The organism is Bisbaumannia pacifica (assembly GCF_007989625.1).
GTDB lineage: Bacteria > Pseudomonadota > Gammaproteobacteria > Pseudomonadales > Halomonadaceae > Bisbaumannia > Bisbaumannia pacifica.
Genome location: NZ_BJUK01000002.1, coordinates 73,861 through 97,741 on the forward strand (window position 1 = coordinate 73,861; position 23,881 = coordinate 97,741).

Annotated in this window: 17 protein-coding genes and 1 tRNA gene; 13 read left to right on the plus strand and 5 right to left on the minus strand. The window is 69.0% G+C overall.

Annotated elements, in window-relative coordinates; all coding sequences use genetic code 11:
* Positions 1–19 precede the first annotated feature (19 nt).
* The 5 genes from HPA02_RS01070 to xdhA all read right to left on the minus strand — a co-directional run bounded on the left by HPA02_RS01070 (position 20) and on the right by xdhA (position 8,041).
* Positions 20–1,747, minus strand: coding sequence for a GGDEF domain-containing protein (locus HPA02_RS01070; RefSeq protein ID WP_146801012.1), 1,728 nt, complete (start codon positions 1,745–1,747; stop codon positions 20–22).
* 254 nt (positions 1,748–2,001) lie between these two features.
* Entirely contained in the window at positions 2,002–3,327 is a 1,326-nt protein-coding gene (gene guaD / locus HPA02_RS01075; protein WP_146801014.1) for a guanine deaminase, read from the minus strand.
* 38 nt (positions 3,328–3,365) lie between these two features.
* Positions 3,366–4,214, minus strand: a complete 849-nt coding sequence (gene xdhC / locus HPA02_RS01080) for a xanthine dehydrogenase accessory protein XdhC (RefSeq protein WP_146801016.1) — start codon at positions 4,212–4,214, stop codon at positions 3,366–3,368.
* A gap of 1 nt (position 4,215) precedes the next feature.
* Positions 4,216–6,597, minus strand: coding sequence for a xanthine dehydrogenase molybdopterin binding subunit (xdhB, locus tag HPA02_RS01085; RefSeq protein ID WP_146801018.1), 2,382 nt, complete (start codon positions 6,595–6,597; stop codon positions 4,216–4,218).
* Complete coding sequence (gene xdhA, locus HPA02_RS01090) at positions 6,581–8,041, minus strand: xanthine dehydrogenase small subunit (RefSeq protein ID WP_146801020.1); 1,461 nt, start codon at positions 8,039–8,041, stop codon at positions 6,581–6,583. Before xdhA ends, xdhB begins: the two co-directional genes overlap by 17 nt.
* A 375-nt stretch (positions 8,042–8,416) precedes the next feature.
* On the opposite strand from xdhA, the gene HPA02_RS01095 reads away from it, so the two are divergent.
* From HPA02_RS01095 to HPA02_RS01155, 13 genes are all read left to right on the plus strand, one after another.
* On the plus strand, positions 8,417–9,073 hold the full coding sequence (locus HPA02_RS01095) for a TetR/AcrR family transcriptional regulator (protein WP_146801022.1): 657 nt from the start codon (positions 8,417–8,419) through the stop codon (positions 9,071–9,073).
* A 110-nt stretch (positions 9,074–9,183) separates the two neighbouring features.
* Positions 9,184–9,909, plus strand: a complete 726-nt coding sequence (locus tag HPA02_RS01100) for a GntR family transcriptional regulator (protein WP_146801024.1) — start codon at positions 9,184–9,186, stop codon at positions 9,907–9,909.
* An 88-nt stretch (positions 9,910–9,997) separates the two neighbouring features.
* Positions 9,998–12,427, plus strand: coding sequence for an ATP-dependent helicase HrpB (gene hrpB / locus HPA02_RS01105; RefSeq protein ID WP_146801026.1), 2,430 nt, complete (start codon positions 9,998–10,000; stop codon positions 12,425–12,427).
* A gap of 271 nt (positions 12,428–12,698) precedes the next feature.
* The gene (locus HPA02_RS01110) at positions 12,699–14,066 is read left to right on the plus strand and encodes a c-type cytochrome (protein WP_146801028.1); all 1,368 of its coding nucleotides are present in this window, start codon (positions 12,699–12,701) and stop codon (positions 14,064–14,066) included.
* Between the two features lie 3 nt (positions 14,067–14,069).
* Positions 14,070–15,824, plus strand: coding sequence for a cytochrome c oxidase subunit I (locus tag HPA02_RS01115; protein WP_146801030.1), 1,755 nt, complete (start codon positions 14,070–14,072; stop codon positions 15,822–15,824).
* Positions 15,821–16,480 (plus strand): cytochrome c oxidase subunit 3, encoded by a 660-nt coding sequence (locus tag HPA02_RS01120; RefSeq protein WP_146801032.1) that lies wholly within the window; start codon positions 15,821–15,823, stop codon positions 16,478–16,480. Before HPA02_RS01115 ends, HPA02_RS01120 begins: the two co-directional genes overlap by 4 nt.
* A 10-nt stretch (positions 16,481–16,490) precedes the next feature.
* The gene (locus HPA02_RS01125; protein ID WP_146801034.1) at positions 16,491–17,198 is read left to right on the plus strand and encodes a cytochrome c oxidase subunit 3; all 708 of its coding nucleotides are present in this window, start codon (positions 16,491–16,493) and stop codon (positions 17,196–17,198) included.
* Between the two features lie 12 nt (positions 17,199–17,210).
* Positions 17,211–17,522: a cytochrome C oxidase subunit IV family protein gene (locus HPA02_RS01130; protein ID WP_146801036.1), complete on the plus strand. Its 312-nt coding sequence runs from the start codon at positions 17,211–17,213 to the stop codon at positions 17,520–17,522.
* A 174-nt stretch (positions 17,523–17,696) separates the two neighbouring features.
* Positions 17,697–17,773 (plus strand) — tRNA-Pro (locus HPA02_RS01135).
* Positions 17,774–17,924: 151 nt separating this feature from the next.
* The gene (locus HPA02_RS01140; RefSeq protein ID WP_146801038.1) at positions 17,925–20,900 is read left to right on the plus strand and encodes a GAF domain-containing protein; all 2,976 of its coding nucleotides are present in this window, start codon (positions 17,925–17,927) and stop codon (positions 20,898–20,900) included.
* Positions 20,893–22,659: a putative bifunctional diguanylate cyclase/phosphodiesterase gene (locus HPA02_RS01145; RefSeq protein WP_146801040.1), complete on the plus strand. Its 1,767-nt coding sequence runs from the start codon at positions 20,893–20,895 to the stop codon at positions 22,657–22,659. The genes HPA02_RS01140 and HPA02_RS01145 overlap by 8 nt, the downstream gene beginning before the upstream one ends.
* 80 nt (positions 22,660–22,739) lie before the next feature.
* Positions 22,740–23,096, plus strand: a complete 357-nt coding sequence (locus tag HPA02_RS01150; protein ID WP_146801042.1) for a CidA/LrgA family protein — start codon at positions 22,740–22,742, stop codon at positions 23,094–23,096.
* Entirely contained in the window at positions 23,096–23,821 is a 726-nt protein-coding gene (locus HPA02_RS01155) for an LrgB family protein (protein ID WP_371832405.1), read from the plus strand. Before HPA02_RS01150 ends, HPA02_RS01155 begins: the two co-directional genes overlap by 1 nt.
* Positions 23,822–23,881 lie beyond the last annotated feature (60 nt).

Consider the following 23,881-nt stretch of genomic DNA (forward strand, 5'->3'; position numbering starts at 1 on the left):
AGGAGACGGCCGGCGGGTGTCACAGCAACTCGGCGTGAACCCGTCCCTTGCCGGCGCGCTTGGCCCGATACATGGCCTCGTCGACTCGCTGCAGCAGCCGACCCGGGGGCTCCTCGGCCTCGGCCAGGATCACCCCCAGGCTGGGGGTGACCCTCAGTGCCTCGCCCTGCCAGGGGACCGGTGGGCTCAGGGCCTCGAGCAGCTTGTCGGCGATCTGCTGGGCGTTTTCGGCGCTGGTGCCGGGAATCACCACCAGGAATTCATCGCCGCCCAGGCGGGCGATGGTGTCACCATCGCGTAGGCTACCGCGCAGTCGCTCGGCGACCGCGACCAGGACCGCATCCCCGGCCTGGTGGCCGTGGGTGTCGTTGACCGCCTTGAAGTCATCCAAATCGATCAGGATCAGCGCCGGTGGGCGCGTCCCCCTCGGCACTTCCAGGGCCTCGGCCAGCTGACTGCGGTTGGCCAGGCCGGTGAGCGGGTCCACCTCGGCGCGCTCGCGCAGCGCCTCGAACTGATCCTGGCGCTCCATGGCGAAGGCGGCGGTCTGGGCCAGGCTGGTCAGGAAGTTATCTTCGGCGGGAGCGGGGCGCACCGATTCCTCGACCAGCACCCAGAGATCCCCCAGCACCCGCCGGCGATCCTCGCTGAGCAGCGGATAGCGCCACCAGGCCCGGTAGTCGGCCTGGATGGCGCAGCAGCCTGACGCCAGGGAGAAGGGGGGCGTGGCCTCGTCATAGAAGGCCGGCTGGCGCTGATTCGCCTCGGGAGCAGGGCAGCCGCCGCCCAGCAGCTCCGGTGCCGAGGCGAACTCGATATCCAGGGCACCGTCGTGGACATGGGTGATCAGCACCCCGGCGCCGGGGCGGTGATAGTCGATGGCGCCACCGATGGAGGAGAGGATCTCCGGCAGGGCGTTCTCCAGGGTCACTTCGCGCAGGGTATGCGCCTTGGCGTCGCGCAGGGTCTCGTCGAGGCGCTCCAGGGTCTTGTCGGCGATCACGCAGAACAAATAGGCCTCGTCGTCCAGGCGCAGGCGCTCCACGCTGACCTCGGCGACCCTCAGGGCGCCGTCGCCGGCCAGCAGTGGCCAGTGACCACGCACCCGCAGTCCGTGCTCCAGGCAGGCCCCGAGCAGGCGCCGAATGCGTTCGGCCTCGCTGCTCAGGGTCAGGCTGACCGGATCGATGCCGATCAGCGTCTCCTGGGGCAGGTCCAGGAAGCGTGCCGCCTCCTCGTTGAGGTCGAGAATCTCGCCGTTCGCATTGAGTAGGCAGAAGCCGGTGGCGGAGGCGCGCTTGATCGCCTCCAGCAACTGGGTCTGGCGGGTCGCGGCGCGGCGACTCTCCTCCAGGTGCTGGTGGGTGTCCAGCAGCCCGGCGGCGAGCCGTGCCAGGCCGCCGAGGCGTTGCCGGGTCAGTGCATCGGGCCGGCGCGGTTCCGGGGAGAGCACCCAGAGGGTATCGGCCTGACCCGAGTCCCGCGGCAGCGGGACGCCGACGTGGCTGGCGACGCCCTCGATGGCGGCAGCGCCGTCCGGCACCAGGGCGCGGGCGATACGCGCCGCCCGCTCGGGGGACAGGCCATGCCGGGTGAGTGGCATCGCGGTATCGCCGGCCTGCCGCGTCAGCAGCACCCAGGGGTGGTCGCTGAGCTCGGCGGCCAGGGCCGCCAGCTCGGTCAGCGCTTCGAGATCGCTCTCCCGAGGCAGGCGCGACGCCTCCCAGGGAGTAAGGGTTAGGGGCAAGAGCGAACTCCTCCCTGCGTAATAGCGTACCAGCCGAGGCCTGCGGTCATCGGGGCGTCTCTCCGATGGCTCGCCGCCAGGGCCGAAAAGTTATTGGTATAGTCGAGTGGTGGCTATCTTCCCGATAGCCGGTGCCCCGTCAAGCCTTTTTGCTGTTGCAATGCGGCATCGAGGTGGCCGCTCACAAAAAAGGGGCGGTCCATGCATGGCATGGCCGCCCAATAGCGCGAGGCAACAGGAAAACTCAGGATGTCTTAGGCGATGGCGTCCCTCCGGTGCAGGCACTCTCCACCGGCCCAGGTGGCGTAGACCGTGCGGTCATCGCCGAGGATCATCAGCGCGAAGAGGGTCTCCGCCAGGCTCTGGGTGCGGGCGGTGCGCCGCGCCAGCAGCGGCGTGGCGGCGGGGTCGAGGACCACGATATCGGCCTCGGCGCCGGGGCGCAGGCTGCCGATATGCTGGTCGAGGTGCAGGGCCCGGGCATTGCCCAGGGTCAGGCGGTAGAAGCCCTGCCAGGCGGTCATCGGCTGGTCGAGCAGTTGACCCACCTGGTAGGCGGCCTTGAGGGTGGCCAGGCCCGAGAGGTCGGTGCCGCCGCCCACGTCGCTGGCCAGGGTGGTGTTGAGGCCGGCGTCGCGGCAGGCCTGGCGATCGAAGAGGCCGCTGCCCAAGAAGAGGTTGGAGGTGGGGCAGAAGGCGATATTGGCGCCGGCGGCGGCCAGGCGATTGCGCATCTCCTGATCCAGGTGGATGCCGTGGGCGAAGGTGCTGCGCGGGCCCACCAGGCCGAAGCGCTCGTAGACCGCCAGGTAGTCCCGGCACTCCGGGAAGAGCTCCGCCACCCAGGCGATCTCGCCCTTGTTCTCCGAGAGGTGGGTCTGCAGGTGCAGGTCCGGGGCGTTGCGCAGGATGCCGCCGGTGGCGTCCAGCTGCGCCGGGGTGGAAGTGGGGGCGAAGCGCGGGGTCAGGCTATAGCCGAGGCGCCCCTTGCCGTGCCAGTCGGCGATCAACCGCTCGCTGTCGGCGATGCCGCCCTCGGCGGTATCGGTGAGCGCCTCCGGGGCGTGGCGGTCCATCAGCACCTTGCCGGCCAGCATGCGCAGGCCGCGCTTCTGGGAGGCGCCGAAGAAGGCCTCTACCGAGTTGGGATGCGAGGTGCAGAAGACCTGGGCGCTGGTGGTGCCGGCGCGCAGCATCTCGGTCAGGAAGGCGTCGGCGACCTCCTCGGCGTGGGCGCGCTCGGCGAAGCGGCACTCCTCCGGGAAGGTGTAGTCATTGAGCCAGTCGAGCAACTGGCGGCCGTAGGAGGCCATGATATCGAGCTGGGCGTAGTGCACATGGCTGTCGATAAAGCCCGGCAGGATCAGCTTGCCGGAGTAGTCGACCACCTCGATGCCCGCGGGTAGCTGCGGGGCCAGCTCCTGGTAGTCGCCGACGGCACAGATGCGGCCGTCTTCCAGCCACAGGGCGCCATCTTCCAGGTGCAGGACGCTGCCCTCGGCGGGGCTGTCGCCCTCGCCGGGGTCGTTGATAAAGCTCAGCAAGGGGCCGCGCAGGACCCGAGTCTGGGCATTGCTCATGGGGTTCTCCAGGGGCGGGTGGTCGAGCCACCCGTCGATCATGATGTCTTGGGTTGCGAGAAGGCGTCGCGCAGTGCCTCGGGGGCCACCCCGCGGCGATCCGGCTGGGCCGTCTCCGGCTTGAGGGTCAAGAGCTCCGCACTCACCGCCAGGGCGATCTCGTAGGGCAGCTTGCCCTTGGCGCCGGGGATGCCGATGGGGCAGCGCACCCGGGCCAGGGCCTCGGGGCCGTGGCCGGCGTCCGCCAGGCGGCGCTTGAAGCTGGCCCACTTGCTGTCGGAGCCGATCAGCCCCAGGGAGGCGCAGTCGTCCCGGGCCAATAGGTCGTCCACCAGGGCGCGGTCCTCGCCGTGGTCATGGGTCATCACCAGGGCGTGGCAGCCGGCGGGCAGGGCCGCCACCGCCTCGGTGGGGTCCGGCGCGTGACGACATTCGAGGCGTGGCTGGTCGGCGGCCCAGGCCGGGAAGGCGTCTGCCCGGCTGTCGTGCCACAGCACCCGCCAGGGCAGCGGCGCTAGCAGCCCCACCAGGGCCTGGCCCACATGGCCGGCGCCGAACAGCGCCACCGTCATCTCGGCGCCGCCGAACACCTCGATCAGCACATGCACATAGCCGCCGCAGCACTGGCCGGAGCGCCCGCCCAGGGGGAAGGCCTCCAGTCGCGGGCCGAACGCGTCCTCGGCCAGGGCGCGGCGGGCGGCGTCGATCACCTGGTACTCGAAGGTGCCGCCGCCCAGGGTGTCATGGACGGCATCCAGGGTGATCACCATCTTGGCGCCGGGTTCCCGCGGGGTGGAGCCGGCGGCGCCCACCACGCTGGCCAGGGCATGGGGCACCGCCTCGCGCTGGAGGCGATGCAGGGCCTGGTGCCAGGAGAGGGCGCCCATCTCAGGCCGCTCCCTGGGCGTCGCGCAGGGCCTGGGCCACCATCAGCACCCGCTCCGGGGTGGCCGGGGTGTCGAGCTGCGGGGCGACCCGATAGTCGGCCAGGCTGGCCAGGGCGTCGCGCAGCGCCGACCACACCGAGATGCCGAGCATGAAGGGCGGCTCGCCGACGGCCTTGGAGCGGTAGATGCTGGCCTGGGAGTTGGGGTGACCCTCCAGCAGCTTGACGTTCATTACCGGCGGCAGGTCGCCGAAGGCGGGGATCTTGTAGGTGGCGGGGCCGTCGGAGACCAGGCGACCGGCGTCGTTCCACTTCAGCTCCTCGCTGGTCATCCAGCCCATGCCCTGGATAAAGGCGCCCTCGACCTGGCCGATATCGATGGCCGGGTTCAGGGAGTCGCCCACGTCGTGGAGGATATCCACCCGGGTGACCTGGTATTCGCCGCTCAGGGTATCCACCTCCACCTCGCTGACCGCGGCGCCGTGGGCATAGTAGTAGAAGGGGCGGCCCTTGCCGGTATTGCGGTCGTAGTGGATCAGCGGGGTGGCGTAGAAGCCCTTCTCGGAGAGCGAGACGCGCCCCAGGTAGGCGGCCTGCACCAGTTCCGCCCAGGGCAGGCGGCGCTCGGCCTCGCCTTGCCCGGCCACCAGGGCGCCACCCTCCAGGCGCATGCCGTCGCGATCCAGGCGGTAGTGCTCGGCGGCGAAGTCGAAGAGCCGCTCGCGCAGCTTCGAGGCCGCGTCCTTGGCCGCCTGGCCGTTGAGGTCGGCGCCGCTGGAGGCCGCGGTGGGGGAGGTGTTGGGCACCTTGTCGGTACGGGTGGCGGTGATTCGCACCCGCTCGATATCCAGGCCCAGCTCCCGGGCCACCACCTGGCACACCTTGGTGTGCAGGCCCTGGCCCATCTCGGTGCCGCCGTGGTTGATCTGCACGCTGCCGTCGGTATAGACGTGGAGCAGGGCGCCGGCCTGGTTGAGGTGCTGGACGGTGAAGGAGATGCCGAATTTCACCGGGGTCAGCGCCAGGCCCTTCTTGATGATCGGGCTCTCGCGGTTGAAGTCGCTGATCGCCTGGCGGCGCGCCCAGTAGTCGCTGCTCTGCTCGAGCTCGCCGATCAGGTCATGCAGCAGCTGCAGCTGCTCGACCCGCTGGCCGTAATGGGTGACGTCGCGGCCGGGACGGTAGAGGTTGCGCTTGCGCACCGTCAGCGGATCCTCGCCGATATGCCGGGCGATATCGTCCATCACCTGCTCGATGATCATCACCCCCTGGGGGCCGCCGAAACCGCGGAAGGCGGTGTTGGAGGCGGTATGGGTCTTGGCGCGGTGGCCGGTGACCCGGGCCTGGCCCAGGGAGTAGGCGTTGTCGGAGTGGAACATGGCGCGATCCACCACCGCATCGGAGAGGTCTGGCGAGTAGCCGCAGTCGCCGATCACGGTGATCTCGCCGCCGACCAGCACGCCCTGGTCGTCGATGCCCAGGCGGTAGCGGTTATGGAAGGGGTGGCGCTTGCCGGTGGCGCGCATGTCCTCGGCGCGGGGCAGGCGCAGCTTGGCGGCACGATGGGTGCGCCGGGCGATCAGTGCGGCGATGCAGGCCCAGGGCGAGGCCTGGGTCTCCTTGCCGCCGAAGCCGCCGCCCATGCGGCGCATCTCGGCAGTGACCGCGTGGAAGGGGATATCCAGCACCTCGGCGACCAGCTTCTGGGTCTCGCTGGGGTGCTGGTTGGAGGTGTGGATCACCACTCCCTCGTCCTCGCTGGGGGTCACCAGGCAGGCCTGGCCCTCCAGGTAGAAGTGCTCCTGGCCGCCGACGAACTGCTCGCCTTCCAGCACGTAGGTGGCGTCGCGCAGGGCCTGCTCCCAGTCACCGCTCTGGTGGTGATGGGTGGGGCGCACGAACTCACCGCGCTCGGCGGCGGCTACCGGGTCGAGGCTGGCCGGCTGCTCGTCGATCTCCACCTCGGCCAGGCGCACCGCCTTGCGGGCGGCCTGGTAGCTCTCGGCGGCGACGGCGAAGATCACCTGGCCCACGTAGCTGATCTCGTCGTCGACGAACAGCGGGTCGCCGGGGAAGACCGGGCCGATATCGGTGTGGCCGGGCACGTCGACGATGGTGATGACGTCGACCACCCCGGGGGCGGCCTTGACCTGCTCCAGGTCGAGGCGGGTCAGGCGGCCATGGGCCACCGGCGACAGGCCGAGTGCCACGTGCAGGGTGTCGGCGGGGCAGGGGATATCGTCGATATAGGCGGCCCGGCCGGTGACGTGCTTGACGGCGCTCTCATGAATGCGGGACTGGCCGGCGGCGCCGCTGCCGGTCTCGGCCCGGGGGCTCGGGGCCTGTTGGGAAGCCTCGGGGGCGAGTTCAGTGAGCGTACGCATCGAGAGTCACCTTAGTGTCGTTGTGGGTGGTGTCGATCATCAGCCGCAGGCGTTCGAGGAGGTTGGCGGCGGCCAGCTTGCGGTACTCGGCGCTGCCGCGCACGTCGCTCATCGGCGAGAGCTCCTGGTCGAGGGCCGCCTTGGCCGCGGCGAAGGCCTCGAGGCTGGGGGCCTGTCCCTCCAGGGCCGCCTCGGTACGCGGCACCCGGCGGGGAATCGCCGCCATGCCGCCGAAGGCCAGGCGCACGTCGCGCATCACGCCCTCCTCCAGGCGCCAGGCGAAGGCCGCCAGCACCGCGGAGATATCGTCCTCACGACGTTTGGACAGCTTCCACACCTTGAGATTCTGCTCCGCCGTCGGGCGCGGCAGGAAGATGCTGCGGATGAATTCGTTGTCGGCCAGGGCGGTCTTCTTGTAGTCGAGGAAGAAGTCGCCCAGGGGCAGTTCCCGCTCGCCGTCGGGGCCGTCCAGCAAGAGCCGCGCCTCGAGGGCCAGCAGCACGGGGGGGCTGTCGCCGATCGGCGAGGCGTTGGCGATATTGCCGCCCAGGGTGGCGCGGTTGCGAATCTGCTGGGAGGCGAAGCGGTGCAGCAGATGCGCGAAGGCGGGGTAGGCCTCCTCCAGCAGGGGCTCGAGCCGCGACAGGGGCACGGCGGCGCCGATCCACCAGCCGTCGTCGGTGGCCTCGATCTCGTTGAGTTCGGCGACCCGGCGCACATCGACCAGGTCGTCTAGGGCCTTGAGCTGCTGGGTGGTCTCCAGCCACAGGTCGGTGGCCCCGGCCACCAGCCGCGCCTGGGGACGCTCGGCCTTGAGACGACGCAGCGCGGCCAGGTCACGGGGGGCGCTGAAGTGGCCCTGAGACGCCAGTTCGGCGGGACTTTCCTGGCGCTGCTTGCCCACGTCGACGGCCAGGCCCGGATCGTCGGCCCAGCTGGGGTGAGTGTCCGGGTAGTCGCCCATGGTCAGGGCGGCGTCGCGGATCGGCCGGTAGCCGGTGCAGCGGCACAGGTTGCCGCCCAGGGCCTGCTCCAGGCGTGCCTGGGTTAGTGGCGCCGGGGTGCGGCGCTGGGTCTCGTGGAGGGTGAACAGCGACATCACGATGCCCGGGGTGCAGAAGCCGCACTGGCTGGCGTGGCACTCCACCATCGCCGCTTGGGCCGGGTGCAGGGCGTCGCCCCGGGCCAGGCCCTCCACGGTGACCAGGTGGCAGCCCTGGAGCTGGTGGGCCGGGGTGATGCAGGCGTTGGCGGTGCGATACTCCAGCTCGCCGTCGGCGTTGGGTTCGCCGATGGTAACGGTGCAGGCGCCGCAGTCACCGGAGGCGCAGCCCTCTTTGGTGCCGGTCTTGGCGAGTCGGGTCCGCAGCAGCTCGAGGACGCTGGTGTCAGGGGGCACCTCGACGCCGCTCTGGCGTTGGCCATTGAGATAGAAGTCGATCATTGGCGTATCCGCTGGTTGTTATCGTCTGTCGTTGTCTTGACCGATTGGTCAACTTTTAGAAAGCGTGGCTGATCCCCGCCCAAAGTGCAAGGGGAAATTTCAGGCTCATTGCACTCTGACGTGAATACGCTGTGGGAGCTTGGGTTTCCCGAGCGAATGGCGCTGAAGGCGCCCCAATGGCGTGACCTGCCTTGATGCTCGTCGCCTGGGAGCCCTTCGGTCTCCAATCGCCGAGACGTCGGACCGCGGCTTGAGGGGCAACATAGAATCTCCCACAATAAGTCGCTGGAGATTGGCCATGGCGAGGAGGGCCCAGGCGTTGCACCGGGCCCGGGGCTACGGCAAGCTTGTGGCTTTGCAGCCGAGCGGTAAGTGATGACCTCCATGAATTCCGTCGATTCGACGCCGACCCGAACCCGCAACGAGCAGCTGATTCTCGAGGCCGCCGAGCGCGTCTTCGCCTGCCACGGCTACCGTGGTGCCAGCGTTCAGGCCATCGCCGAGGCCGCCGGGTTGCCGAAATCGAATGTGCTCTACTACGTGGGTAGCAAGCGCCGGCTCTATGTCACCCTGCTGGAACGGATGATGGGGCGCTGGAACGCCATGCTCGACGATATTCGCGTCGAGGACGATCCCGCCGAGGTGCTGGAGGCCTTTATCCGCAGCAAGATGGCGCTGAGTCGCAGCCATCCCCAGGGCTCTCGGCTGTTCGCCGCGGAGATCCTCGGCGGCGCGCCCTTCCTCCAGGAGTACCTGCACGGCGAGCTGCGCGACTGGGTGCAGGCCCGGGCCCGGGTCTTCGAGCAGTGGGCCGAACGGGGCCTGATGGACCCGGTGGATCCGGTCTGGCTGATCTTCCTGATCTGGTCTTCTACCCAGCACTACGCCGATTTCGAGGCTCAGGTGTTGGGCATCACCGGCAAGGAGAGCCTCTCCGACGCCGACTATGAGCGGGCCACCGATTTCCTCTGTCGGGTGATCCTCAAGGGCTGCGGCGTCAAAAGCGCCGCCGACGCCGTAGCTCCAGTGTGACGCCACCGTTTTTTGTATACACTATGGGCAGTAAATGATGTTCAGCGACTGCACCATCGGAAAGGGCAGGCTGGGATACCAACAAGACGGAGTGGAGTGGGCGCCAAGCGATGAATAATCAATGGCAGGAGACCATGCTCGCCGAGGTCAAGGCGGGCGGACGCATCAGCGATCAGCATATCGTCGACATGATTCGCCAGGCGGTGCTGAGCCAGCGGCTGCCCCCGGGCACTCGCCTGCCGGAGGTGGCCCTGGGCGAGATCTTCGGCGTCAGCCGCTCGGTGGTACGCAAGGCCCTGACGCGGCTGGCTTCCTACCATGTGATTACCCAGCAGCCCAATCAGGTGGCGCGGGTCTGTGCCCCGGATATCGACGAGACCCATGAGATCTTCGCCGCCCGGCGCCTGGTGGAGGGCGAGGTGGTGGCCCTGCTGGCCGGTGCCCTGGAACCGGAGCAGTGTGCGGTGCTGGCCAACCATATGGAGGCCGAGAAGGCCGCCTATGCCGAGGGCGACGAGAGCGCCCGCATCGAGCACTCCCTGGCCATTCATCACTACCTGGCCGATCACGCCCCCAATCGCATCCTCGGCAAGATGCTTTCCGAGCTGATCCTGCGCACCTCCATCGTGATCGCCCTCTACAAGCAGCCGAGCCTGGCCTCCTGCTACCTGGTCGGGGATCATGACACCCTGCTGGCCTGCCTGCGCGATGGCGATGCCGAGGGCGCGCGTCGCGCCATCGATCAGCACCTGGCGAGCCTCGAGCAGCTCCTCGACCTGCGCGCCCAGGAGAATCGCATCGATCTGGCGGCGATTTTCGGTAAACTGGGCGGCTGATACGGCGCCAGGTTTTTCCCCGCGGCCCGGCGACTCGTCGGGCCGCGGTCGTTGGCGGCCCAGCCATCGCCCGGACCTCGAGACTCCCATGCGTGATTCCTTGCCCATCGATAGTCAGTTACCCGAGATTCAGGCCACCCTGGAGGCGCACTCCCGGGCGCTGTTGATCGCCGAGCCCGGTGCCGGCAAGACCACCCGGGTGCCGTTGGCGCTGCTCGAGAGCGACTGGTGTCGACAGGGGCGCCTGCTGTTGCTGGAGCCGCGGCGAGTAGCGGCGCGCCTGGCGGCGGCGCAGCTGGCCGCCAACCTGGGTGAGAGCGTCGGCGAGACGGTGGGCTACCGCATGCGTGGCGAGTCTCGGGTCGGTCCGGCAACTCGCCTTGAGGTGGTCACCCAGGGCGTCTTGACCCGCATGCTCCAGGCCGATCCGAGCCTCGAGGGGGTGGCCGGGGTGATCTTCGACGAGTTTCACGAGCGCAGCCTGGAGGCCGACCTGGGCCTCGCCCTGAGCCTGGATGCCCAGGCGGGGCTGCGCGAGGAGCTGCGTCTGCTAGTGATGTCGGCGACCTTGGATGAAACCACCCTGCTCGGCGTGCTGGGCGAGGCAACCCCGACGCTGCGCTGCCCGGGGCGCACCTATCCGGTCACCACCCACTACCGGGCCATGCCTTCCCGCGAGCGCCCCGAGCGCCACCAGGCGGCGGTGATCCGCGAGGCCCTGGCCGCGGACCAGGGCGACATGCTCGTGTTCCTGCCCGGGGTGGCGGAGATTCGCCGCCTGGCCCGGGAGCTCGGCGACTTGGACACTCCGGTGCTCGAGTTGCATGGCCGGCTGCCGCTCGCCGAGCAGCGCCGCGCCCTGGCCCGGAATCCCGAGGGGCGGCGTCGGGTGGTGCTCTCTACCGCCCTGGCGGAGTCCAGCGTTACCGTGGACGGGGTGCGCATCGTCATCGATGCCGGCTTCGAGCGGGTGCCGGAGTTCCAGCCCCGCACCGGGCTGAGCCGACTGGTGACTCGCCGGGTCAACCGGGCCAGCGCCGAGCAACGCCGGGGGCGGGCGGCGCGCCAGGGGCCCGGGGCCTGCTACCGGCTGTGGGCGGCGGAGCAGGCCCTGCCGGCCCATGGCGAACCGGAACTGCTGCAGGCCGACCTGGCGCCCCTGGCCTTCGAGCTGGCGCGCTGGGGCGTTGTCGAGGTCGAGGCGCTGGCCTGGGTGACGCCGCCTCCCGCCGCCGCCCTGGCATCGGGGCGCAGGGCGCTCCGGCGCCTGGCGTTGCTGGATTCCGATCACCATTTGACCGGCCTGGGACGCGACGCCGAGCGCTGGCCCTGTCATCCGCGCCTGGCGGCGATGCTGGTGCGCGCCGCCGAGATCGATGCCCGGCCCCTGGCCTGCTGGCTGGCCGCCGCCCTGGAGACGGGCATCGAGGCTGATGACCTGGCCGCGGCCTTGCGCCGGCTGCCCGGCCCCCGGGCCCAGGGTCTTGAGGCCCAATGGTACCGCGAGGCGAGGCGCCTGGCGCGGATCGCCGGGGTGGGCCTCGAGGTCGCGGATCTCGGGCCCCTCGGGGAGCTGGCCGCCCTCGCCTGGCCGGAGCGGGTGGCCGTCCGGCTGGCGCCGGGGCGCTTCAAGCTGGCCGGCGGCAGCCAGGCCTGGCTGCCGGACGCCCATCCCCTGGCCCAGGCCGAGCTCCTGGTGGCCCTCTCCCTGGACGGCAAGCCGGAAGGGGCGCGGATCTTCAGTGCCCTGAGTGTGGATCGCTCGCGCCTGGCGGCCTGGTACCCGGAGATCGCGACCTGGCGGCCGCTGATCCGCTGGGACGCCGAGGCCGGGCGCCTGGTGGGGGAGGAGGTCAAGGCCCTGGACGAGGCGATCCTGGCGCGTCGTCCCCTGGCCAAACTGCCCGCCGAGGCGGTGGAGGCGGCGCTGCTCTCGGCCCTGCGCGAGCGGGGCCAGCTGGCCTTCGACGAGGAGGGCGAACAGCTCCGGGCGAGGATGGCCTTGCTGCGTCGTGAATTGCCCGAGGCGGATTGGCCCGACTGGTCGACGCCGGCCCTGCTGGCCGCGCTGGAGACCTGGCTCGGGCCGCATCTGGCGGGGGTGCGCAGCCTGGAGGCGGTAGACCGCCTGCCCCTGGGCAGGTTACTGCTGGATGGCCTCGACTGGCCCTTGCGCCAGCGCCTGGAGCAGCTGGCGCCGACGCACCTCAGGGTGCCCAGTGGCTCCCGGGTGCGCCTCGATTACCGGGGCGAGTCGCCGCTGCTGGCGGTCAAGCTCCAGGAGCTGTTCGGGCTGGCCGAGACCCCACGCCTGGTGGCAGGGCGGGTGCCGGTACTGGTGCAGCCGCTGTCGCCGGCCCGTCGCCCCCTGCAGACCACCCTTGATCTGGCGAGCTTTTGGCGTCACGGCTACTTCGAGGTGCGCAAGGAGATGCGCGGCCGCTACCCTAAGCACCCCTGGCCGGAGGACCCCTTGTCCGCCGAGGCCACCGCCCGCACCAAGCGCCACGGCCAATAAGTCAGGTTCTTCGCAGATCAGCGTGAAGTCACGACATGGCCACTCTCCGGCAAGCCATTGTAGGAGCTAGCTTTAGCTGGCGTTTCGTGGGGGCTGGCTTTGGCCGCGGTCCCGCAATGGTATTCACGCCAGAACTGATCCGGCGCTGGCTCCCTCGTCCTTCTACCCAGGCATGCTGATTTAGCATGATTGGCGGCTTTCAGGCCCCCTCACTATAGTGACAGAGGTATGGTTGCCGGGCCCGGCGGGTTGGCGGGCCGAGGAGAGGCCGATGATTATCGCCTGGGTCGTGATCCTGCTGACGCTGGGGTCGGTGCTCTTCTATCTCGTCTCGCCCTGGCAACTGACGCCGCTGGCCTCCAACTGGGGGACCATGGACACCACCATCCAGATCACCGCCCTGGTCACCGGGGCGGTCTTCGTTGCGGTCAATCTCTTCCTCGCCTGGGTCATCCTGCGTTATCGCCACCGCGCCGGCCGTCGCGCCGACTTCGAACCCGAGAACAAGCGCCTGGAGGGCTGGCTGACCCTTGTCACCGGCGTGGGGATCGCCGCCCTGCTGGCCCCGGGGCTCTGGGTCTGGGGCGATTTCGTCCGGGCCCCCGAGGAGGCCCATCGGGTGGAAGTGGTGGGCCAGCAGTGGCGCTGGAGTTTCCGCCTGCCCGGCGAGGACGGCGAGTTCGGGCGAGTCGATCCCCGCGCCCTCGAGGCGGACAATCCCTTCGGCCTCGGCGAGGATCCCGCCGGCCTCGATGATCGCCTAGTGATGGAACCACGCCTGTTGTTGCCCCAGGGGCAGCCGGTGCAACTGCGGCTGCGCTCCAAGGACGTGCTGCACAATTTCCAGGTGGCCAACTTCCGCGCCAAGATGGACCTGGTGCCGGGCCAGGTCTCCCACTTCTGGCTGACCCCCACCGAGCCGGGCGACTATCAGGTGGTCTGCGCTGAGCTGTGCGGCATCGCCCATTTCGCCATGCGCGCGCGCATCGAGGTGGTGGCGCCGGAGGTCTTCGAGGCCTGGCGGGACGGGCTGCCGACCCAGGCCGACTGGCTGGCTCGGGCCAACCCCGATCTCGAGGCGGGCCGTACTCATTACGCCAGCTGTGCCGCCTGCCATGGCGCCAGCGGTGGGGGCAACGCCGCCATCCAGGCGCCGCCCCTGGCGGGCCTGACGCCCGACTACCTGTACCGTCAGCTCGAGCTGTTCCGCCACGGTGCCCGGGGCACCCATGCCGAGGATGGCCCGGGCCAGCAGATGCGCCCCTTCGCCCTGCAACTTCCCGATGAGGCCGCCATCGGCGATGTGGCGGCCTATATCGCCACCTTCGAGCCGGCGATCTCCCCACCCGCCGAGGCCGGCGACCCGCGGCGCGGGGCCGGCCTGTATCGCACCTGCGCGCATTGTCACGGCGCCCGAGGGGAGGGCGTGGCGGCGACCCGGGGGCCCCCCCTGGCGGGGCTGCCGGACTGGTACCTGATCCGGCAACTGGAGCATTTCCGGGAGGGCATCCGCGGCCGCCACGCCGACGACCCCTATGGCAACCAGATGGTGGACATGGCCCAGATGCTGGTGAATCGGCGAGCGGTGGAAGACGTGGTGGCGCATATCACCCGCGTCGGCACCGGGACGGAGGAGTGACCCATGGGCGAACCGAGTCGCGAGGCGCTGCTCGACGAGGAGATGGAGCTGGTCCACCCCAGGACCTTCCTCGGCAAGTACATCTGGAGCCAGGACGCCAAGGTGATCGCCATCCAGTATGCCCTGACGGCCACCGCCATCGGCCTGGTGGCCCTGGTGCTGTCGATCCTGATTCGCCTGCAGCTGGGGTTTCCCGGCACCTTCTCGCTGATCGACCCGAGCAGTTACCTGCAGTACGTGACCATGCACGGCATGATCATGGTGGTCTATCTGCTGACCGCCTTCCTCCTGGGAGCGTTCGGCAACTATTTGATTCCCTTGATGATCGGCGCCCGGGACATGGCCTTTCCCTTCCTCAATATGCTCAGCTACTGGTTCTACCTGGCCTCGGTGCTGATCCTGGTGGCCGGCTTCTTCGTGCCCGGTGGCCCCACCGGCGGGGGCTGGACCCTCTACCCGCCCCAGGTGATCAGCGCCGGCACTCCGGGGGCGGAAGGCGGCATCGTGCTGATGCTGGTCTCGCTGATCGTGTTTATCGCCGGCTTCACCATGGGCGGGCTCAACTACGTGGTCACGGTCCTCCAGGCACGCACCCGGGGCATGACCCTGATGCGCCTGCCGCTGACCGTCTGGGGTATCTTCATGGCCACGGTGCTGGCGCTGCTGGCCTTTCCCGCCCTGCTGGTGGCGGTCCTGATGCTGCTCAGCGACCTGCTGCTGGGGTCCAGCTTCTTTATGCCGGCGATGCTCAACCTGGGCGAACCTTCCTCCCACGAAGGCGGGAGCCCGCTGCTCTACCAGCACCTGTTCTGGTTCTTCGGGCACCCGGAGGTCTATATCGTCGCGTTGCCCGCCTTCGGCATCGTCTCGGATATTCTCGCCTGCCACGCCCGCAAGAACATCTTCGGTTACCGCATGATGGTCTGGGCCCTGATCCTGATCGGCGTGCTCAGCTTCGTGGTCTGGGCCCACCATATGTTCGTCAGTGGCATGAGCCCCTATTTCGGCTTCCTCTTCGCCACCACTACCCTGATTATCGCCGTGCCCACGGCGATCAAGGTCTACAACTGGGTGCTGACCCTGTGGCGGGGCAATATCCGCCTCACGGTGCCCATGCTCTTCGCCATCGGCTTCCTCTTCACCTTCGTCAACGGCGGCCTGAGCGGCCTCTTCCTGGGCAATGTCACCGTGGACGTACCGCTTTCGGACACCTACTTCGTGGTGGGCCACTTCCATATGGTGATGGCCGTGGCGCCGGTGCTGGTGATCTTCGCCGGCCTCTATCACTGGTACCCCAAGGTGACCGGTCGGATGTTTCACCAGGGGCTGGCCAAGTGGCACTTCTGGCTTACCTTCCTGGGCACCTATGTGGTCTATTTCCCGATGCACTTCATGGGCTTCGCCGGGGTGCCCCGGCGCTATTATGCCTATGGCGAGAGTAGCTTCATTCCCGACTCGGTGATCACCCTGAACATGGTGATCACCCTGGCGGCCCTGGTGGTGGCGGCGGCGCAGCTGCTGTTCCTGATCAATATGGCCTGGAGCCTGCGCCGCGGCGAGCGGGCCGACCCCAATCCCTGGGGCGCCACTACCCTGGAGTGGCAGACGCCGCATACGCCGCCGCGGCACGGTAATTTCGGCGAGCGGCTGCCGGTGGTCTACCGCTGGGCCTACGACTACAGCGTGCCGGGGGCGCCCCGGGACTTCCTGCCCCAGAATCAGCCGCCCCAGGCTCAGGGCGAGGAGGCGCCGCGATGATTCCCTCCCTGGCCCTGATCAGCCTGATGATGCTGCTGCTCGGCGCCTGGCTGTTTCGCCACACCTGGGGGGCTCGCCCCTGGGAGGTCCAGGCGACCGGCCAGCTCCCATCTCGCCAGGCCCCGCCGGAGGCGACCCCGGCGCGGGTCGGCCTGGGCGTGATCCTGGCGATGGTCACGTCGCTGTTTGCGCTGACGGTCAGCGCCTACCTGATGCGCCTGGGGATGGCCGGCGAGACCCCGTCGCTGCGCCTGCCCGGCGTGCTGTGGGCCAACACCCTGCTGCTGATGACCGCAAGCGTAGCGTGGCAATGCGCCTGGGGGGCGGCGCGGTGCGGCCAACCCGGGCGGCTGCGCCGTTCGCTCGCCTGGGCCGGGGGCTTGAGCCTGACCTTCCTGGCGGGGCAGGGGCTGGCCTGGTGGCAGCTGACCGCCGGGGGCATCACCCTCCAGGCAAGCCCCGTGGGTGCCTATTTCTATCTGCTAACCCTGCTGCATGCCCTGCACCTGCTGGGGGGGCTGGTGGCCTGGTGGCGTGCCTGGCGGCGCCTGGGGCGGGGGGGCGATATCGCCTCCGGCGTCGAACTGGCCGCCCTCTACTGGCACTTCCTGCTGCTGGTGTGGGGCGTGCTCTTCATGCTGCTGCTGATGACCTGAGGAGGCGATCATGAGCGATTCGCAGGGTTCCCCATCGCGCCTCGCCGGGGTCGGACGAGACCTGGTCGCCGACTGGGCGGCGGATCGTCGGGTCTTCGCCATGCCCTGGGACAAGGCGATGATCTGGCTGTTTATCCTCAGCGATGTGTTTATCTTCGCCTGCTTCCTGGTGGGTTATATGGCGCTGCGCATCGCCGCCACCGAGCCCTGGCCCGATGCCGGCGAGGTGTTCGCCCTGCACCTGGGGGGCGAGGCGGTCCCGCTGCTGCTGATCGCCATCATGACCTTCGTGCTGATCAGTAGCAGCGGCACCATGGCTCTGGCCGTCAAGTCCGCCCATGCCGGGCGGCGTGGTGCGACGGCCCTGTTGCTGGGAGTGACGGCGCTGCTGGGCTTGACCTTCGTAGGCATGCAGGCCTTCGAGTGGACCAAGCTGATCGAGGAGGGCGTCCGGCCCTGGGGCAATCCCTGGGGGGCGGCGCAATTCGGCGCCAGCTTCTTTTTGATCACCGGCTTCCACGGCACCCATGTCAGCATCGGCGTCCTCTTCCTGGTGATCATGACGATCAAGGCCTGGCGGGGCTCCCTGGGCGAGCGGCGCCCGGGCTTCATGACCCGGCGGCGAGGACGCTATGCCATGGTGGAGTCCCTGGGGCTCTACTGGCACTTCGTCGATCTGGTGTGGGTCTTTATCTTCGCGTTCTTCTACCTCTGGTAGCGGGAGGTCGTCATGTCGGAGTCCGCTCATCCACCGCTGCGCGCCTACCTCTGGGTATGGCTGGCGCTCTTCGTGCTCAGCGTCTTCTCCTATGCGGTCGACTATGTCGGCCTGGAGGGGTACCTCAAGTGGCTGCTGATCACCGCCTTTATGCTGCTCAAGGCGGGGCTGATCATGGCGGTCTTTATGCATCTGGCCTGGGAACGGCTGGCGATCGTGGTCACGGTGCTGCTGCCGCCCGGGGTGTTGCTCTTCCTGGCCGCCCTGATGGCCCTGGAGTCCCACTACACCCTGCTTAGCCGGCTGAGCGTCTTCTTCTCCTGAGCAGGGCGGTGCGCCTTCGGCCGATAGGCTCGGTGATTTCGACCACGCCAAGCCGGCGCTCCGGGGCCTCGGAGCCAAGCATTTGAAAAAAATCGCAAATTAGGGGTTTTCATTTGCCGAAATCTTGGTAATATACGCCTCGTTCTCGGGGCACACGAAGCGCCGGAAACGAGTCGGAGCGTGGCGCAGCTTGGTAGCGCGCTGCAATGGGGTTGCAGAGGTCGCAGGTTCGAATCCTGTCGCTCCGACCATGAACATCAAGAGAAACGCCCACCGTCCTCCCGAGGCCGGTGGGCGTTTTTCGTCGTGGGGCCTTGTCGCAGGATTTCGGGGCGTGGGGTAAAGCCCGGTCGTCTGTCGCCGATATATCGCTAATCAAGCATAGCGTACTGAGGCAATGGCATGGAGTCATCCCCCCCACCCGATAACGCGTCGGCGCGCCTCGCGGCACCGGAGGCGCTCGCCGTGCCGGAGCCTTCGGCGGATCCTGCCCTGGAGCGATTGGCGACCCTGGCTCGGGACCTGTTCGAGGTGCCGACCGCCCTGGTCACCCTCCTGGAGCGCCGCCGGCTGCGTTGTATTGCCGGCCAGGGCTGGACGCGGCGCGACCTGCCCCCAGAGGGAACCTTCTGTAGCCATGCCATTGCCGGCGGCGACACCCTGGTGGTCGAGGATGCCCTGGCGGACCCGCGCTTCGTCGGGGCACTGCGGGTCGACGGCATCCCGGACATTCGTTTCTATGCCGGAGTGCCGCTGCGACCCGATGGGGAGGCGGTAGGGACCCTGTGCCTCCTCGATAGTCGGCCGCGGAGCCTGTCGCCTCGGGAGCGCCAGCTGCTCGAGCAACTGGCGGCCCAGGCCGAGGTACTCCTGACGCAGCACGCCCTTCGCCAGCGCCAGCGCCGTCAGCAGGAGGAGCTCGAGCTCAGCACGCAGCGCATGGCCGCCGTGCTGGAGGAGTCCGCCGCGGGCATTATCCGCATCGATCGCCGCGGCACCATGCGCGATATCAACCCCTTCGCCCTGCGGCTGCTCGGCTACCCGCGCCATGAGCTGGTGGGGGAGAACATCAAGGCCCTAATGCATGATGGCGAGGCGAGTCGCCACGATGGCTACCTGAGCCGCTACCTGGCGGGAGAGGCGCCGCGGATCATCGGTCAGGGCCGCGAAGTGGTGGCCCGCCACCGCGACGGCCGGCGGGTGCCGGTGCACTTGGCGGTCAGCGCCATTCGTGGCGGCGACGGCGAAGTGGACGAGTTTATCGGCATCCTGACCGACCTCAGCGAGATCCATGAGGCGCGGCGTGCCGCCCAGCGTGAACGGCGGCTGTTGGGGGCGATCATCGATGGCAGCCGCGAGCCCATCTATGCGCGCAGCAGCGGGGGGCGTTACCTGGCGGCGAACCGCGCCTGCCGCGAGCTGCTCGGCCTGGGCGCCCTGGAAGGGGAGCCTCCGCCGCTCTCCGTCTTGCTCTCCCACGCCCTGGCGGCACAGATCGAGTCCGCCGAGCGCGAGGTGGTGAGCCTGGGCTCCCCCCGGCAACTGGTGCTGGGCGAGGTGAAGGGCCGCCATCTGGAGCTAAGCCTGTCGCCCCTGGGCAATCGTGAGGAGGGCGTGCGTGGAGTAGTGGGCGTGGTGCATGACACCACCGAGGCGCGCCGCCAGTCGAACCTGCTGCGGGTGTTGCACCAGGGGATCACCGACTACCAGGCGTTGATGTCCGGCCACCGGCTCTGGGAGTTCTTGATGGAGGCCCTGCGCGAGCTCACCGACAGCGACTATGCGCTGATCGGCGAGGTGGTCGAGGCCGAGGGGGCGCCGGCCCTGAAGCTCCACGCCATCACCGACCTCTCCTGGAGCGAGGAGTCCCGGCGGCTGATGGAGCGGTTGCGCAGCGGTGACATGATGCTCACCAACCCGGACAGCCTGCTGGGGCGGGTCTTTGCTCACGGGGAGGTGATCATGACCGAGGACCTGGCCAGCCACCCCGGGCGGGGTGGCTTTCCGCCGGGCCACCCCAGTCTGCGCAACTACCTCGGCGTGCCGATCCATGATGGCCAGTCCGTGATCGGCATGTTTGCCATCGCTAATGGGCGGCGTCGCTATGATCAGGCGCTACTGGAGTGGCTCAAGCCCTTTACTTCCACCTGTGCCCTGCTGATCAATCTGCACCGTGGCCTGGCGGAGCGGGAGCGGGCCACCGAGGCCCTGGCACAGGCACGCGACCAGGCCGAGCGCGCCAGTCGGGCCAAGAGCGAGTTCCTCTCCTCGATGAGCCATGAGCTGCGCACCCCGCTCAACGCGGTGCTCGGCTATGCGCAGCTGCTGGCCAACAGTCGGCAGCAGCCGCTCAACGAGCGCCAGGCCCGGCAGGTGGCGCAGATCGAGCGCAGCGGCCAGCACCTGCTGGCGCTGATCAACGACGTGCTCGACCTGGCCCGCATCGAGGCCGGCAAGCTATCGCTCTCCCTGGAGCGGGTGCGCCTCGACGAGCTGGTCGGCGATGCCTTGATGAGCGTCCAGACCAGTGCCGCCGACGCCGGGGTGACGCTGAGTGCCCCGGAGATTAGCGCCCTGACGGAGGTGCGGGCGGATTACACTCGCCTGAAGCAGGTGCTGCTCAATCTGCTCTCCAACGCCATCAAGTACAACCGCCGCGGCGGGCGGGTCGAGGTGTCGGTGAGCGGTGAATCGGCGCGGGTGTGGGTGAGCGTGCGCGACACCGGCCTGGGCATCGCCCAGGAGCACCAAAGCGCCCTGTTCGAGCCCTTCCAGCGCCTGGGCGCCGAGCATGGGGCCATCGAAGGCACGGGAATCGGGCTGTCGATCACCCGCCAGCTGGTGGAGGCGATGAGCGGCGAGATCTGGGTCGAGAGTCGCCTGGGGGAGGGGAGCGTCTTCCATGTCGCCCTGCCCCTGGCAGATGCCGGCCCGGCGCCGGAGGCCGCCGCCAGCGAGGCCGCCCCCAGCGGCGGGCAGGGGCCGATGGCATCCTGCCGGGTGCTCTACGTGGAAGACAATCCGGCGAATCGCCAACTGATGCATGAGGTCTTCGCCGAGCTGGAGGGCGCGGAGCTGATCACCGTCGGCTGTGCGGAGGAGGCGCTGGAACGCCTCGGGCGGGAGCTTCCCGATCTCTTGCTGCTGGATATCCATCTGCCGGGTATGGATGGCCATGCCCTGCTCGCGCGGCTGCGCCGCGAGCCGCAGTGGTCGAGCCTGCCGGTGCTGGCGGTGACCGCCAGCGCCATGCCCAGCGATATTCGCCGTGGGCGGCTGGCGGGTTTCGACGGTTATTTGACCAAACCCCTGGACCTGGAGCGCCTGAGGCGGGTCCTGAACGAGCACCTACCCATCGAGGGAGAGCCCCATGCCTGAACGTCTGACCGAGGCACTGCGGCGACTGCCGATCCTGGTGGTGGACGACAATCCCATCAATGTGGAGCTGTTGACCGATCTGCTCGAGGATCAAGGCTTCACGCAGGTGGAAGGCTTGCTGGAGTCCCGCGAGGTGGTGGCGCGCTGCCGGCAGTCGATGCCGGCGCTGATCCTGTTGGATATCCGCATGCCGCACCTGGATGGTCACGGCGTCATGCGGGCCCTGGAATCGGCCTTCGGCAGCCGTGGCCCGGCGGTGATCGTGTTGACCGCCCAGGTGGATGAGGCCACCCGCAGCCAGGCCCTGAGCCTGGGCGCCCGAGACGTGGTCACCAAGCCCTTCGACCATGGCGAGGTGCTGCAACGGGTTCGCAACGCGCTGGAGGTCGAGCTGCGCTACGCCCGGCGTCATCAGGAGGCGGTGGCGCTGGAGCGCTTGGTCGCCGAGCGTACCCGGGAGCTGGAACTGCTCTCGAATACCGACCCGGTGACCGGCCTGCCCAACCGGCGTGCCCTGATGGAGGCGCTCGATGGCATCATGGCCGGGGAGCGGGGAGCCGCGGTGCTCTATATCGTCCTCGATGCACTGCATGACATCGCCCGCCTGCATGGTCATGACGTGGCCGAGCGATTGGTGGCCCAGCTCGGCCGGGGGCTCGCGCAGTGGCTCCCCGAGGGGGCCCGGCAGGGGCTATGGGGCGGCGCGGAACTGCTGGTGGTCCTCCCGGACCCCGGCTATGTGGCACTGCTCGAGCTGGCGGGAACCCTGCAGCACTGGCTGGCCGACGAGCATGCCTTCGATGGCATGTCCCTGACCATGGCATCCCGGGTCGGCGGGGCCGCCGGGCGGGGAGTGGCGGCGCAGCGGCTGGTTCAGATGGCGGCGCTGGCGCTCCCGGACCCTGGCGAGGCGCCGGTGCGCTTTCACAGCGATGCCCTGGAGGCCGCCCAGCGGGACGATCTCGAACTCAATCAGGCGCTGCGTGGCGTGACGCAGCGTGGCGAGCTATTCCTCGCCTACCAGCCCAAGCTGCGGATGCCGACCGGCGAGGTGATCGGCGCCGAGGCCCTGCTGCGCTGGGAGCACCCCGGTCGCGGCCTGATCTCGCCGGGGCGCTTTATCCCCATGGCCGAGGCCAGCGGCGAGATCCTGGCCATCGGCGACTGGGTCCTGGAGCACAGCATGCAGGCACTGACGGCATGGCTGGCCGAGGGGCGTGTGCCCGCCGATTTCTCCCTGGCGGTCAATGTCGCCGCCCGTCAGCTCTGCCGGGAGGGCTTCGCCCAGGACCTCCTGGCGCGCTTGAGGCGCCATGGCCTGCCGGTCGAGGCGTTCTCCATCGAGGTCACCGAGTCCGGGCTGATGGCCGACCTGTCCCAGGCGCGAAAACAGCTGGCCGTGCTCGATAGGGAGGGAATCCGGGTCGCCATCGATGACTTCGGCACCGGCCACTCCTCCCTGGCCTATCTGAAGACCCTGCCCGTCTCGACCCTGAAGATCGATCGCGCCTTCGTCACCGGCATCGCCGAGCACGCGGACGATCGTCAACTGGCGGCCACGGTGACGGCCCTGGCCCATGGCATGGGCTGTGATGTGGTGGCCGAGGGGGTCGAGACCCGGGGCCAGGCCGAGTGCCTGATCGCCATGGGCTGCGATATCGGCCAGGGATATCTCTATGCGCGCCCGCTGCCGGCCGAGGCCTTCCTGCACTGGTGTGCGGACGCCCGGGCGTCCGCCGAGACCGTCCCGACCGGCTAGGACGGCATCGGCGCGACGCCTGGGCCTCGGTATACTGTGTCGGCGGCGCCGACGCCGCGGGCGGAGACAAGGGAGGACGGATGCCGATCGTCGTGGGAATGAGCGTGCTGCTGGGATTCCAGCTGCTGGGCGAACTGCTGGCCCGGGGGCTGACCATGCCGGTGCCCGGGCCGGTCATCGGCATGGCGCTGCTGCTGGGGGGCTTGCTGGTGCTGGGGCGGGTGCCCGAGGGGCTGCGGTGCACCGGGGAAGGGCTGTTGCGGCATCTGACCCTGCTCTTCGTGCCGGCGGGGGTCGGCATGATGGTGCACTTCGAGCTGATTCGCGCCGACCTCTGGCCGCTGCTGATCACCCTGGTGGCCTCCACCGCCATCACCCTGGCGGTGACCGCCAAGGTGATGAGCCGGCTGAGTCGCCGGGAAGGGGAGGGGCGCTGATGCTGACCGACCTCGACCGGCTCTGGGTCTACCTGGCCAGTCAGCCCTTGCTGGCGCTGTTGGCGACCCTGCTGGCCTTCCTGTTGGCCACGCGTATCAATCGTTGGCTGGGAGGCACGCCCCTGGTGCATCCGGTGATCCTGGCCATCGCCCTGCTGATCGGCTTCCTGCTGCTGGCCGATATCGACTATGTCACCTACTTCGAGGGGGCCCAGTTCATCCACTTCCTGCTGGGGCCGGCCACCGTGGCCCTGGCGATACCGCTGTTCGATCATCGCGAGCGTATTCGCCGCCGCCTGATGCCCATCCTGGCGGCTTGCCTGACCGGCATCGTCACCGCCGTGGCCTCTACCCTGGGCATCGCCATGCTGCTGGGCGCCAGCCGCGAGTCGCTGCTGAGCCTGGCCCCGCGCTCGGTGACCTCGCCCATCGCCATGGGGGTCGCCGAGCAGCTGGGGGGCATCCCCGCCTTGGCGGCCGGCCTGGTGCTGCTGACCGGCTCCATCGGTTGCGCCCTGGCGCCCTGGATCTTCCGTGCCCTGCGCATCGAGGAGCCGGATGTCCGCGGCTTTGCCATGGGGCTGGCGGCGCACGGTTTCGGCACCGCCCATAGCTTCGCCCAGTACGGGGCCCTGGCCGGTGCCTTCTCGGGGCTAGCCATGGGGCTCACCGGCCTGTTGACCGCCTTCGTCCTGCCCTTGGTGGCTCGCCTGCTGGGACTATGAACCGCCGACACGCGACAGGGGCGCCCGAATGGGCGCCCCTGTTGCATCCACGGTCCATCG